The organism is Facklamia sp. P12955 (assembly GCF_050409565.1).
Lineage (GTDB): Bacteria > Bacillota > Bacilli > Lactobacillales > Aerococcaceae > Facklamia.
The window spans coordinates 41,753-56,752 of the sequence record NZ_JBNUPF010000002.1; the positions used below are offsets into that span (position 1 = coordinate 41,753).

The 15,000-nt window shown below is 34.6% G+C and carries 11 protein-coding genes; 10 read left to right on the forward strand and 1 reads right to left on the reverse strand.

Annotated features, from left to right (window positions below):
- Positions 1–6: 6 nt before the first annotated feature.
- Positions 7–963 carry a membrane protein insertase YidC gene (gene yidC / locus ACQV2G_RS00835; protein ID WP_428873780.1) on the reverse strand — a complete coding sequence of 319 codons (957 nt, stop codon included), beginning with the start codon at positions 961–963 and terminating at the stop codon, positions 7–9.
- 260 nt (positions 964–1,223) lie between these two features.
- On the opposite strand from yidC, the gene ACQV2G_RS00840 reads away from it, so the two are divergent.
- The 10 genes from ACQV2G_RS00840 to ACQV2G_RS00885 all read left to right on the forward strand — a co-directional run bounded on the left by ACQV2G_RS00840 (position 1,224) and on the right by ACQV2G_RS00885 (position 14,996).
- Complete coding sequence (locus tag ACQV2G_RS00840) at positions 1,224–3,986, forward strand: DNA translocase FtsK (protein ID WP_428875814.1); 2,763 nt, start codon at positions 1,224–1,226, stop codon at positions 3,984–3,986.
- 140 nt (positions 3,987–4,126) lie between these two features.
- Positions 4,127–5,686: an ABC transporter ATP-binding protein gene (locus tag ACQV2G_RS00845; RefSeq protein WP_428873778.1), complete on the forward strand. Its 1,560-nt coding sequence runs from the start codon at positions 4,127–4,129 to the stop codon at positions 5,684–5,686.
- Positions 5,686–6,771, forward strand: coding sequence for an ABC transporter permease (locus tag ACQV2G_RS00850; protein ID WP_428873777.1), 1,086 nt, complete (start codon positions 5,686–5,688; stop codon positions 6,769–6,771). Before ACQV2G_RS00845 ends, ACQV2G_RS00850 begins: the two co-directional genes overlap by 1 nt.
- Entirely contained in the window at positions 6,771–7,727 is a 957-nt protein-coding gene (locus tag ACQV2G_RS00855; RefSeq protein WP_428873775.1) for an ABC transporter permease, read from the forward strand. Before ACQV2G_RS00850 ends, ACQV2G_RS00855 begins: the two co-directional genes overlap by 1 nt.
- Before the next feature lie 67 nt (positions 7,728–7,794).
- On the forward strand, positions 7,795–8,718 hold the full coding sequence (locus tag ACQV2G_RS00860) for a TIGR01212 family radical SAM protein (RefSeq protein ID WP_428874695.1): 924 nt from the start codon (positions 7,795–7,797) through the stop codon (positions 8,716–8,718).
- 292 nt (positions 8,719–9,010) lie between these two features.
- Positions 9,011–9,862, forward strand: a complete 852-nt coding sequence (locus ACQV2G_RS00865) for a MerR family transcriptional regulator (RefSeq protein WP_428873773.1) — start codon at positions 9,011–9,013, stop codon at positions 9,860–9,862.
- A gap of 425 nt (positions 9,863–10,287) precedes the next feature.
- Entirely contained in the window at positions 10,288–10,560 is a 273-nt protein-coding gene (locus tag ACQV2G_RS00870; RefSeq protein ID WP_428875831.1) for an ATP-binding cassette domain-containing protein, read from the forward strand.
- Positions 10,561–10,728: 168 nt separating this feature from the next.
- On the forward strand, positions 10,729–11,523 hold the full coding sequence (locus ACQV2G_RS00875) for a DUF2785 domain-containing protein (RefSeq protein WP_428875815.1): 795 nt from the start codon (positions 10,729–10,731) through the stop codon (positions 11,521–11,523).
- A gap of 1,961 nt (positions 11,524–13,484) precedes the next feature.
- Positions 13,485–14,135: a response regulator transcription factor gene (locus ACQV2G_RS00880; RefSeq protein ID WP_428874698.1), complete on the forward strand. Its 651-nt coding sequence runs from the start codon at positions 13,485–13,487 to the stop codon at positions 14,133–14,135.
- Positions 14,136–14,996, forward strand: a complete 861-nt coding sequence (locus tag ACQV2G_RS00885) for a sensor histidine kinase (protein ID WP_428875816.1) — start codon at positions 14,136–14,138, stop codon at positions 14,994–14,996.
- The last annotated feature ends 4 nt before the right edge of the window (positions 14,997–15,000 follow it).

The following is a 15,000-nucleotide window of genomic DNA, read 5'->3' on the forward strand; positions in this document are numbered from 1 at the left end:
GTAGATTTATTTATTCTTTCTTTGCTTTCCAGCATTTCTAGCTTTTGGATTTTTAACCGGCACAATACGGTCAGCATTTACTTTTTCTAATTGTTTTTTCGTTTGTCTCGCTTTTTTCTGTCGCTTTACTCGCGGCATATTTTGATACTTTTTGACTTTTTCATCAATATCTTTTTGAATTTTTGGTCGTGCAACCTGATTCATATAGAATTGTTGAGCTAAAGTGAAAAGAGAACCAGTGAAGAAATATAGTCCGATTCCCGCGTTAGAAATATAAGTGAAATAACCTAACATAATTGGGTTCATATACATCATTGATTGTTGCATTTGATTGGCTTGAGGATTATCGGAAACGGGTGTAGCTGTTCCTTTTTGCATTAACCAACTAGATAAGAAGGTAGTTGCTGCAACTAAACCAACTAATAGTAAACTCTTTCCACCCAAGTGAATACCTAAGAAAGAGGACTCTGCAATTTTATCGGATGTACGAACCGCTGTATAAACAGCTGAAATAATTGGCATTTGAATTAATAATGGTAAACAGCCAGAAACGTTCGATAACATGTTAATGTCATATTTTCCGTAAACTTGCATTAACTCTTGTTGCAGAGCAGCTTTTTCTTGTGGATTATCTGTTCCTTTCATTTCTTCTTGAATTTCTGCAATTTCAGGTTGGGCATATTTCATTTTAGCTGAGCTTTCCATTGATGATTTAGTCATCTTATAAGTCGATGGAAGCATAAACAAACGAGTGATTAGGGTAACTATCATGATTGCAATCCCATAAGAACCGCCAAAAATATCTGCTAAAAAGTCTAAGAAGTTAGCAGTTGGTACTCCTAAATATTCATAGATAGGTCCAGTTGGGTTACCCGATGCATCATAGCGAATACAGCCTGTTGCTATCAATGAAACCATCGAGATAAGAAAAATTAACTTCCAATATTTTTTTATAAATTTCATTTTTCACGCTCCATCTAATTGATATAATTAACGATATATTATTTTGTGTTATTTTACAACAAATACAATGACTTGATACATTCTAAGCTAAAATTTGTGGTTTATCAAGTTAGTAATCATATAAAAGAGTATTTCTAGAAGTTGAATTTTAATTGGTATAAGCCTTTAATAAACTTAGAAATACGATAATTTGTTCGATATCATTTATCATAAATGATATAATAACCCATGCACGAGAGTTCTGAAAGGATGTGATGTAAATGGCTCAAAAGAAAAAACAATCCAAGCGTCAGAGTCAATCACCCAATCAAATGAAGTACCAATCAATCTACTTATTTTTAGGTATATTAATTACTTTCTTAAGTTTAGTCGCTATTTTCAATTGGGGCATTATGGGTTTAATGCTAACTAATGGTTTTCGTTTAATGGTAGGTGAAAGTTACGGACTTCTCTTATATACCAGTTTATTCTTAGGTTCCATGATGATGCTAAAAGGAAGAGTAATTAATGTACCTTTGAGACCACTCTTAGGTGGTTTTTTAATTATAATCGCATTAGCAGGGTCTTTACACTTTATTGAGTATTACGATTACTTACAAAATAATACTCAGCAGTCGGCGTTTGAGCATGCATTTCGAATCTACCGTAAGGAATTATTATCTCAACAAAGTATTTCTAGCTTAGGGGGTGGATTGGTCGGAGCAGGTCTTTATGTCAGTATCGGATATTTATTTGGTAAATGGGGATCTTATCTCTTCTTCTTTGTTAGTTTCTTTATCGGCTTAATTTTTCTTTTAGATCGCCCTTTAATTACCGGTTGGCAAGCCATTCAGCAATTATTTAGCCAAATGACTAATCTTTTTAAAGAACTTTTTCCTGATTTTTCAGAACTTAAAGAGGTTTACCAAGATAAAGGTGATGATCTTAACGATGAACGAAGCATCATCGCTGCTAGTCCATTGGAAGAAAATCCTGATGAGGTTATGAATATTGAAGGCAACGAACTTAATGAATCAAAGCAAGAAAAGCAAAATGTATTTACAACACTATTTAGTCGTTTCTATTCCTTCTTTATGAAAACAGAAGAAACACAAAGTCTTCCTCCAAAGGATGTTTCATTTAACAATCGAACAGCTTATATGCCAACCTTCGAAAGAGAAGACCAACCCGCTTTTAACCCCACCACAGAATATGAATTTAAGCCTTATCGTCAAGAAGATTATCAGCAAAAATCTTTAAACTCCAAACGTTTATCCCAAGAAGAAGGACGTGTCTTGGATTTAGACTTCTTTGATCAGATGCACGATCAAGAAATAGCGCATTCTCAAGCTGATAGTCAATCGATTGATTCAATGACAAAAGAGCAGCTGAATCCTTTACCAACGAAGGAAGTAGAAAGCCTAGAAGAAATTGAAACAGCCATAGCACAAGACGAAATGGCTGATGAGGCACTTTCTAAACAAACGCCTAATAAAGCAGATGTCTTAGCTACTGCTAGTCATTGGCAAGACGCTAGTAATCAAAGGCAAGCTCTAACTGACGATGACTTAGATCAGGTTTTAAGTAAGGAAGAACTACAAAAGCAAACCAAAACCAAACAAAAGAAATCTAAAACCTATCAATTCCCTGGGAAAAAGCTACTAAAAAAATTACCAGTAGTCGACCAGTCGGAAGAATATCAACGTATTAATGACAATATAAAAAAATTAGAATTGACTTTTGAAAGTTTTGGGGTCGATGCCAAGATAGTGAAGGCCAATTTGGGTCCTTCAGTCACTAAATATGAAATTGAACCTGCTGTGGGAGTTAAGGTAAGTAAGATTGTGTCCTTATCTGATGACATTGCTTTGGCACTAGCAGCACGTGATATTCGAATGGAAGCCCCTATACCCGGCAAATCGCTAATAGGAATTGAAGTTCCAAATACCCAAGTCAGCCCAGTCGCCTTTAGTGAAATTGTCGATGCGGGCTTGGAATCTGATAAACTCTTAGAAGTGCCTTTAGGACGAGATATTTCAGGTTCAGTTTGTCTGGCTGACTTAACCAAGATGCCCCATTTATTAATTGCTGGAGCAACAGGTTCAGGTAAGTCGGTTGGTGTGAATGTAATTATTTGTTCTATTTTAATGAAGGCAAAACCTGAAGACATTAAATTTTTAATGATTGACCCGAAAAAGGTCGAATTAACCCTCTACAACGACTTACCCCACCAGTTATCACCGGTGGTTACCAATCCACGCAAGGCAGCTAGAGCTTTAAATAATGTGGTAGAAGAAATGGAAAGACGCTATGAACTATTTGCTACAAGCGGGGTGAGAAATATTGATGGCTATAACGAACAAGTGGAGAGTTGGAACAAAGAAGAAGGAACTGGCTACGAGAAATTACCGAAGATAGTCGTTATCATTGATGAGTTAGCAGACCTCATGATGGTGGCCTCTAATGATGTTGAAAATGCCATTATCCGTTTAGCTCAAATGGCGAGGGCAGCCGGTATCCATATGATTATAGCGACGCAAAGACCTTCGGTTGATGTTATTACTGGAATTATTAAGGCCAATATTCCTTCTCGTTTAGCCTTTGCTGTTTCTTCTGGAACAGATTCACGCACAATTCTAGATTCGGTCGGTGCTGAGAAATTACTGGGTCGTGGTGACATGCTCTTCCAACCTATGGGCAAAAACAAACCGATCCGAGTTCAAGGAGCTTATATATCTGATGAAGAGGTAGAGCGCATTACTGACTTCATCAAGCAACAAAGACAAGCCGATTATGATGAAAATATTGTCGTCAGTGAAGAGAGTGTCTTAAACTCAGAAGCCTCTGATGATGAATATTATCTTGAAGCAGTGGAGTTGATTAAGGAACAGGATACTATCTCTATTTCACAACTCCAACGCAAATTTAGAATTGGTTATAATCGTGCAGCCCGTATGATTGATGACCTAGAAGCACAAGGTTTAGTTTCCGCACAAGATGGGAGTAAGCCAAGGCAAGTCTTAATTGAATCAAATGAAGATTAATTTTTAGACCAAGGATGATTAAAATAGTTTTAAAAAAACATGGTCTATTAAAATAAATTTGTTACTGAAATTTATGCTATTATCCGATATAATATGAGGGACTATGAACATTAGCAATGGAGAAAGGAGTTTCGATCAACATGGATCATGCTGTTATCGAAATGCGAGATATTTCCAAGAAGTTTGGCAATTTTTTTGCAAATAAAAAGATTAATTTAGAACTTAAAAAAGGAGAAATTCATGCCTTACTTGGTGAGAACGGGGCAGGTAAATCAACTTTAATGAATATCTTATCCGGTTTACTAGAACCTAGCTCCGGTCAGATTTATATGAACGGTAAGGCTGTGACAATCGGATCTCCAAAAAGAGCAGTCGAGTTAGGAATCGGCATGGTGCACCAGCATTTTATGTTGATTCAAGCCTTCACCGTAGTTGAAAACATTATTCTAGGTGAAGAACCGACCAAGGGACTGGTGGTGGATAAGGCTCAAGCACGCGAAAAAATTGTTGAGCTTTCTAAAAAATATGGTTTGTCAGTAGACCCTGATGCTAAGATTGAAGATATTTCAGTGGGTATGCAACAACGAGTGGAAATTCTAAAGACCCTTTACCGTGGTGCAGATATTTTAATTTTTGATGAGCCGACGGCTTCTTTAACACCGCAAGAGATTGACGAGCTAATGGAAACAATGCATAAATTGTCTAATGAAGGCAAGTCTATAATTATTATTACGCACAAGTTAAAAGAGATTAAGCAAGTGGCTGACCGTTGTACTGTTATTCGCCGAGGAGAGTCAATTCAAACCGTTGATGTGGCTGAAACTTCAACGGTGGATTTAGCGAATATGATGGTAGGAAGAAACGTTAACTTTAAAACCGAAAAGAAATTAGCACACCCGACCGATGTAGCTTTGTCAGTTCAAAATATCCATATTGAAGATCATCGAGGCATCGTAGCTGTAGACAAGCTCTCATTTGAAGTGAAACACGGTGAAATTGTTGGGATTGCAGGGATAGATGGTAATGGGCAATCTGAATTAGTTCTGTCCATCACTGGTTTAATCCCACCTAACTCAGGTGAGATTTACTTAAATGGTGAGAATATTACCCACTATACAACGCGTCAAATTGCGCAAAAAGGTCTGGCTCATATTCCTGAAGACCGTCACAAATACGGTTTAATTCTCGATCGAAAATTAGAAGACAATATTGTATTGAAAGATTATTATCATTCGCCCTTTTCAAAGTCTAATTTCTTGAACTTTAAAGAAATAGAAAAGCGGGCAAAAGAACTAATTAAAAAATATGATGTCCGAACGGTCTCCGAAAAGGTCAATGCCCGTTCGCTTTCAGGAGGAAATCAACAAAAAGCGATTATTGCGCGTGAATTGGAGATGCATCCCGATATTTTAATTGCAGCGAATCCTACACGTGGGTTGGATGTAGGGGCTATTGAATTTGTTCACCAAGCATTAATCAATGAACGTGATAAAAACAAGGCGGTTCTGCTAATGAGTTTTGAGTTGGATGAAATAATGAACTTATCTGACCGTATATTAGTTATGTTTGATGGTAAGATTGTAGCCGATATCCCGGCTGCTGAAACTAATGAAGAAGAATTAGGGTTATTAATGGCCGGGACGCCTTTTGAAGAAGTAATGGCTAATCGTAATAAGAAAGAAGGGAGTGAAGGTAACTAATGTCAAGATTAACTAAAATATTTACTTCCGTAGCCTCGGTCATTATTGGTTTGGTTTTTGGAGCCCTTTTAATGTTGGCCTTTGGTTATGATCCAGTGACAGGTTACAAATTTTTAATTACAGGAGCTTTTGGTAATCCGTTTTCCATCGGTCAAACCTTCCGAGCAGCAGCTCCTTTAATTTTTACTGGACTGGGTTTTGCGGTGGCTTATACGGCTGGATCGTTTAATATTGGTCTTTCGGGTCAAGCCCTATGGGGTTGGTTTGTATCCGTAGGGGTGGCCTTGATGATGCCCGAATCACCTGCTTGGCTAGTCATTCCTTTGGCTATTATCGCCGGAGCATTAGCCGGAGCCTTGTGGGCAGCTATCGCCGGCGTTTTAAAAGCCTATTTTGGCACCAGCGAAGTCATCGTAACCATCATGTTAAATTATATCTCTATTTATTTTGTCGATTATTTAATTCGCTATGTCTTAACCGATCGAGCAGATAGAACGCCTTCAATTGGTCAAAATGCCAGCCTAAGAATGGAATGGCTCAGTCAATTAACTAAAAACTCCACCCTACATGGTGGGATTTTCCTAGCAGTGATTGCTGCGGTAATCATTGGCATCTTAATGTCACGCACGACGACTGGTTTTGAATTAACCTCAGTGGGTCTCAACCGTTATGCTTCTAAATATGCCGGAATGTCTGACAAGAAAAACATTGTGCTTGCCATGCTCATCTCTGGTGCCTTAGCTGGTTTAGGGGGCGTAATGAATGGCTTGGGTGAATTTGGATTCATTAACCTTCAAAATGGTGTGGCACCGGCTATTGGTTTTAACGGAATGGCTGTCGCTTTACTAGGAATTAATAATCCAATCGGTATTATCTTCTCAGCTATTCTCTTTGGTGCTTTAGAAACAGGGGCATCGACCATGGCGTTATTTGCTAAAATTCCTTCCGAAATCGTAGATATTGTCATGGGTATTATCATCTTCTTTATTGGAGCGAACTTTATTATTACTTATTTTAAAGATAAATTATTCCCACAAAAACAAAGTATAGCCACTAAAGCTAATTCAGAAGGAGGCGAAGTCTAATGTCAGTTAATCTGCTAACACTTATCGTTTCTTCAACCCTTGTTTATTCAGCTCCTCTAATTTTTACAGCCATTGGTGGTGTTTTTTCAGAACGTTCTGGGGTTGTTAACGTGGGGCTAGAAGGAATCATGGTTATTGGTGCCTTAGCTTCAGTTGTTTTTAACTTAAATTTTGCGGATCAATTTGGCGATCTGACCCCTTGGTTGGCCTTGATAGCAGGAGGTCTGGCAGGTATCCTCCTTTCAGCTATCCATGCATTGGCCACTGTCCATTTAAGATCTGACCATATCATTTCAGGAACCGTTATCAACTTGATCGCGCCAGCTTTGGGTGTCTTTCTAGTTAGAGTATTATTTGATGGTAAAGGTGAAACACCTTCCATTAGAGAGTCCTTTGGTTATGCGACTTTCCCCATTTTATCGGATATTCCTTTTATTGGACCGATTTTCTTTAAAGCTACTTCAGCCCCCGCTTATGCTGGTATTTTACTAGCGGGTATCGCTTGGTTCGTTTTATTCAAAACACCTTTTGGCTTAAGGTTACGCTCAGTCGGCGAACACCCTCAAGCAGCGGACACACTAGGTGTCAATGTTTATGGCATGAAGTATGCCGGAGTTTTACTTTCAGGCTTTTTTGGTGGTTTAGGTGGGGGTGTTCTAGCGAATACCATTACCTTGAACTTCTCACTTTCGACGGTTGCCGGGCAAGGGTTTATGGCGATGGCGGCCATGATTTTCGGTAAATATAATCCGCTTGGCGCAATGGGAGCGGCTATTTTCTTCGGCTTTGCCCAATCCCTAGCAGTTTTAGGGTCACGTATTCCTTATATTGAGAGTATTCCATCTGTTTACTTACAGATTGCACCTTACTTAGTGACAATTATTGTCCTGGTCGGAGTGGTTGGTCAGTCCAGAGGGCCTGCAGCTAACGGAATTACTTATGTCAAATCGAAATAAAATACTTAGACTGATCATGAATTCATCATGACAGTCTTTTTTAAATGAAAAGTTAGGAATGAAAAAGATGAATGGAAATAAAAAACGTTATCAAACGTGGAATAAGCATTTAAAGGATCATTTTGGCGAAAAGGTCTTTAAAGTCTCACTGGACGGTGGCTTTACTTGTCCTAATCGTGATGGTACAGTTGCCTTTGGCGGTTGTACTTTTTGTTCGGAATCTGGTTCGGGCGACTTTGCTCAAAGTCGGTTGGATCCGCTACCTATTCAATTAGGAAAAGGGATCCAGCAAATGCACAAAAAATGGCCTAAAGTTCAAAAATACATCGCTTATTTTCAAAACTTTACCAATACGCATGCTCCCCTACATGTTTTAAAAGCGCGGTTTGAACAAGTCATTCATGAAGAGGGTGTGGTAGGCATAATGATAGCGACGCGTCCAGATTGCTTGCCTGATGATGTGGTTGAATACTTGGCAGAATTGAATCAAAAGTATTATATGTGGGTAGAATTAGGACTGCAAACTGTTCATGACCAGACCAGCGTCCATATAAATAGGGGACACGATTACCAATGCTACTTAGATGGTGTTGCCAAGTTGAGAAAACATCATATTCCTGTGTGTACCCATTTAATTAATGGCTTGCCTGGTGAAGACTACGCCATGATGATGGAGAGTTTGAAGCGAGTTGTTAAGGAATCTGATATTCAAGGCTTAAAGCTTCATCTCTTGTATTTGATGGAAGGGACAAAAATGGTCCAAGATTATCAGACGGGGCGATTAAAATTTATGACACAGGAGGAATATGTGCAATTAATCTGTGACCAATTGGAGTATGTCCCTCAGGATATTATTATTCACCGATTAACCGGCGATGCACCGCGTGAGCGATTGATTGGACCTCAATGGTCACTGAAGAAGTGGGAGGTCTTAAACGCTATTGATCAAGAGCTTGAAAGAAGAGGATCCTATCAGGGGATGCGAAGTTAATCCATTAAAATAAGGCACCATGGGGTTAGATAGTGAACTTTATGGTACTTTATTTTTAAAAGATTTGATAACCAGCTTTTTGAAAAAGAACAAGAGAAAATAACCTCTTTTTATTCAAAGTATCGATCATTGCATCACTATTTTATTTCTAATAATAAAAGAATAAGGACTGAAAAAACTATCAGAACTTCTAATTAAAGAAACTACAGATCTCTTATTTCAAATTATTAAATATCTCTTGACCTGTCCCTTAGGGGGGCTGATATATTTGATTTAAAAGGAGGTATGTACTATGTTGATGAATGAAGTGAGAGAAAAAACAGGTCTAACACGTAAAGCCATAGAATATTATGAAGAAAAAGGATTTATTAGTCCAGAAAGAGAGTCGAATAATTACAGGATTTACACTGATGAAGAGGTTGATATTCTGAAGAAAATATCTATTTATCGAAAATTAGGTTGCTCAATAGAGGAAATTGAAGGTATTTTACAAGAACCCAATAAGTCATCGTTAGCCACTATCATTCGAGATAGAGAAATAAAATCACAATTAGATAATAAAAGAGTTGAAATATTGAAACTACTCCTTGAGGGATTAGATATAAACACTGTAAAAGAACAATTGATTTTAATCGATCAACAGGAATCGATTTATTCTAAGTTAGTAAGAGCATTTCCTGGATATATTGGTCAAATTTTCTTTTTATCATACAAAGCTTTTTTAACAGATACGTTGAAAGAGGATAAGATAAAATATTATGAAGACTATATTGAATTTTTAGATACTATGCCTGACTTTGAGTTAGATGAAGATGAGAAGATAGCAATAGACCAAGCATCAAAAACCATTTCACTAACAGACATTGAAGAGGTAAATGAGGAAAAAACAAAGGCTATTTATAATGCAGACGAATGGTTAGAGGAAAACAAAGAAATGTTAGAAAGATATCAGTCTTTTAAGGAAAGTAGTGTTTATCTAAATAACCCAATATATCGTATTCAAGAAAAAATGAAGAAGCATATGCAAGATTCAGGTTATTATGAAAAAGCTATTCCTTTGATGAAAAAGTTTAGTCCAGCATATAATGATTATTATGAAGAGTTATTAGCAGCAAATCAAAAGTTGATAGATAAAAACATATAAACTCAAGTAGGGTAATTATCGTAAAAGGACGATAGAAATTAAAATCTATCGTCTTCTTTGTACCAAAAATCAGAAAGGAAAGATGGATAGGATAAGAAGCCCTACTTGATAAGCAAGGTAAAAACATAATAAAACACATGGCGATTGGAAATGAATGAATCCATTCGCTTTTTTTAAGACATGAAATTTAAAAAAGACATGAAGTATTTAATAGTTGGAGAGAGTGGAAAAGGAAAGTCCACTTGACTCAATATACTATTTGGTAATCTCCAACCTTTGGACGGAAAAATATTGATTGATAATAAAGAATTGTCTTATCGTCAATTAAGAGAAATCATTTTTATAATAGTCAATTTTCTAATGTTTTTTCAGATAATTATGCTAATAATGTCACACTATTTGATAGTTTTACAATAAAAGAAGAAATTAGTTTACCTGAAAAGCACAAAAATAAAATTTTAAAGAGTGATAATTGTAGTCAACTTAGCGGTGGTCAGAAACAAATGATCAAATTGCAAAGAGCTATACTTTCTCAAATGCCTATTTTATTAATGGATGAACCATTTTCCGCGATGAATTCTGAACTCGAAATCGATCTCACTAAAAAATTAGTGCAATTAGATAAAACAATCATATTAGTCAGTCATAATACGAATCCTGATTACTTAAACCTATTTGATGAAGTTATTTATTTATAAAATGGGAAGCCGTGTTAAAGAGTTACATTTACCTGGGGTAGAATACATAAGTTTTGAGAATTGAGATTGTTTCCTTCTAAAAATTTAGTATGTCTTTATAAAATCTAATTCATTTAAACTTTACCTCTACAAAATATAAGGAGTATAGCTTATAAAAGGAGCTCAGTAATGAAAGAACAGTTATTAGAGAAGATGAAGTTTAATTCACAAAACTATAATTTGGATGAAATAAAATGGTTAATTAATAATAGAGGTCATCCTAACTCAGAAAGTAGAGATAAATTAATCTATAGGACTTTTGTCAGAGGAATGGCAAAAGAATTATTTTCAATAGATCAAGTTAGGTATATGATTGACCAATTGTTAGAGAAAGATTTTATTTTATTTGAAATTGATAAAAAAGGGGAAGCTACTTTAAAACGCTCTTTTTCCTTATTACTTCTCTCCTTAATTGTTACATACGACAATGAAAAAGGCTCAATATACTATAAACTTTTAGACGAAGAAGCGTTTAAAAAAATTGAAAATGATACTTTGACTTACTTTTATAAAGAATTGGATTTTTCGGGATATTCTGATCGTTTTGGGTGGGTTCACACCTTTGCACATGCTGCAGATCTAATGGTTGCAATCGTTAAACACCCCTTATTTAATAAAAAGAATCTGGAAGCTATCTGGAGAGCGATTATGAACTACTTTAGAAAGATAGAAATAAAGCCGGCAGATGATGAAGAGTACCGTCTAGTCTATATTATTAAAGAATTATTTGTTCATAACATTTTACACGAGGATAAATTAAAAGTGTGGATTAACCGAGAAAAGTTCCCCCGAAAAAATAATAAAGAATATTACCAATGGTCAGCTTTTCGTTCATTTTGTATGGCTATATATATTGAATTAGATCATTTAAGTCTTATTAGCGATGAGTTACAAAAGTGTTTGTATGATCATATAAACAGGTAATCCGATTTAATAGTTAAAAATCTAAAATGAGTGACTGACTTAGCTGAATGATGAAATATTGCCATTAATCAAGAAATAGAGAAATGAATTTATACTTTCGAATTTATCATTTGCGGTGTTAGTATTTAAAATTTTTTTGGTTAGGGATTTCTCGATTGTTTAGCTTTACTAATTTATGGATCATTTAAAGTTGATTTTTTCTCACTTCTATAAGTCAAACTTAAAAAAGTCTAGGAAGGAATTACCCTCCTATTTTTGTTATCAAAATCATCAATGTCTATATTCGAAAAAGAAGTTATCGATAATTTTAAGCAAGATAATTATCTTAATTACGATATCTCTGTAAAAATAAATTCAGATCAAGCTTTTTTTAACCAATCGGAATTACTGCCTTTTTAACGATTACTCATATGATACAAATTCTAATTGAAAATTAAAATTCTTATTATAAAATTCATATAAATAAATTATTTTGGAGGTAATGTATAGCTTTTCCATATATATTAGTAGGCTTATTTTATGTAAGTCTGATTTTAGGAATATTAGATTTATCAGATAACAAAAAACAACAAAAAAGATGCAAAGACAGATCAATGCTTTATGTAGACTGACAGGTCATAATGAATTAGATACGACAGTTTTATCTGAAGAAAATAAAAAATAAAAAATGAAAATGACATTTATCTTATTATTTATAAAAACAGAAGATTCATAAATCTTGATATTGGGGAATTTTTCTAATAGTTAAGATTTAATCGTTTTAGATTTTTCAATAAAATCTTTTTTTTGAAAGGGTTAATCTAATATCTTCTGCCATACAATTAAAAGTTAATAAATATCTCTCAACTTAAGAGAGAGTAAATTTTTGATCTGCAGAAATTAAAGGGAAAATTTTATCAACGTTTGCAACGAGTAATTGTTCATCAGAGTTATAAGAAAAGTTTTTTTGATAGAGCTAATAGCTCTATTTATTTAAGAAGACCTTTTGCATAATTTTTTTAAATATACCTTTTTTCTTTTACAGCAATTCGAATATAATCGTCAACATCATATTCTTCATTTGAATCGTTGTTGTCTGCTATAAAGATTTCTCCAAATTGATTGATAAGGATAAAGGAATTGTCCTATCTTTCTATAATGCGATAAATTTTACTAGAATCTTCAATATTATATGCTTTAGTATATTCTAATATTCCATAAGTTAACTCAACCATATTTAGTAATTCCTTTCCTAAAGTTATTATTTTATCTAGTAATTGTTTTAATGTTAATTCTTTGTCTATGAGTTACCATAGATAGAGTCAAATTAATTGTACAACCTATACCATAAAATGGTAATTGTTAGACCAGTATTTCATCTCTTAGCTCATCATATCCACGCATTTTTGATGAGCAATCGATTGTGTTGATACTATTGATTCCTTGCATTGTACCGTTCAGCTAAAATGCCAGGGAAGCAACCGCAGGACGTTATTTTTGTCGAGATACGTGGGTCTTTGTCATCAACCTCCTGATTTTAATTTATTTTAAAAAGGAATTGTGTTTCACTGTCGTAAGAATTTCTATTAATATCTTCTTTTCCACGATTATTTGTAATTAGGAATGCAGTTATTATAAGAAGATCATAATATATTTAATTGATAAATTGTACCTACTTCCTCTATATACGATTACGATTGGAGATTTTTTATAAATGATATTAAACCTTCGATTTAATTAGAGTTGAACACACTTCATACAAATATTCAAAAAGTTAGTTACTTCTATAATTTTACTAAAGATATACTTAAATAACTGAAGGAGCAGATTATGTTGAGAATTGAAAGGATTTCTATCTTATAATTCCCTCAAAAGTTAGATCCAAATCTAATTTTTGAGGGTTATTTCATTCTAAAAAGATAGGGTGTCTTTATGATTTATAATTTGTATAATTATTTATGAAAAGATGGGGGGATTTAGCAGTGAATAAAGTCTTGATTATTGAAGACAATATAGAAATAGCAAATCAAATTCAAAATTATATACTGAGCCATGATTATCTTGCAGACATCGCTCATTCCTATTATGAAGCTTTAGAAAAAATAAATATTACTTATGATGTTGCTTTATTAGATATCAACTTACCAGACAAAGAGGGGCATCATTTAATTGAACAGTTAAAAGTTAAAGATATTCGTGTCATTATTACAAGTGTGAAGAATGATGAGGATTTTATTATACGATCGCTAGATAGTGGGGCGGATGATTACTTGATTAAGCCTTTTTCTTTAGCGATACTTCGGGCAAGACTGGATGCCGTTTTAAGAACGATTCCTTTGACGGAAAATAAAACTTTAGCATACAAAGACATTGAAATTGACCTTACAAGATCGCAAGTTCATTATCATCACCAGTCCGTTAATCTAACAGCGCTTGAATACGAGATTCTTCTATTGTTTTTGAAAAATCCACATAGGGTTTATACAAGAAGTCATCTGATGCAAATGTTTTGGGAGGATAGGGATAAATACGTTAATGACAATACATTGACATCGACCATTAAGAGAATCAGAGAAAAGCTTGATAAGGATGTAATTACTACAATTAGAGGCATAGGATATAGGATGGATTAAATGATATATATACTTTGGATTTTCAGTCTACTAGGCTTATATTATTGGCTTGAATATAGAAAGAAGCAAAGAATCAATGAATTGCTTCAATTAATCGAAAATATGAACAAAAAAAATTATACCATGCCTATGAAGCAAGATGATTTTTCGATGTTAGAAGATGGTCTATACAAATTATTTATTGCTTTGGTGGAAGCTCGGGAACAGACTGTCGATAACGCTCAAAGGCAGATAGAATACCTTGAAGATATTGCCCATCAAATTAAAACACCTATAACAAGTATGCAGTTTTCTTTGGAAACCATAGAAGTCCAAGAAGCCAGTAAGTCGGAACTTTTAATTTTAAAAAGACAATTGTTAAGACTGAATACACTTTCAGATATTTTATTAAAGCTTTCGAGTCTTGATGCAAAAGAAGACCCCATGAAAAAAGAGACCATAAATTTAGCAGAATTAGTGGAATATGCTTCAGAAACAGTTGATTTTAGAAGGAATGTTCATTTTGAAGTGAGTGATTCTCTCGAAACTCTCTTTATAGAGGGTGATTTTTACTGGCTGGCTGAAGCCGTGACGAATATTTTAAAAAATGCCTATAATCGTCCCCTATGTAATCATATAAAGATTGATTCAAGGAGAAATCCTTTATTTACCTCGCTTACTATTCAAGATAATGGCGGTGGGATAGCTAGAGAGAACTTGAAAAAAATCTTTAGAAGATTTTATAAGACCCCTGATTCCAATGGGTTTGGAATTGGATTGGCCATGGCTAAGAGTATCGTTGAAAAGAATAAAGGAGAAATAAATGTCTCAAATGTTGAGAATGGGGCAAAATTTGAAATTAAATTCTATAATGTCACCTAATTAT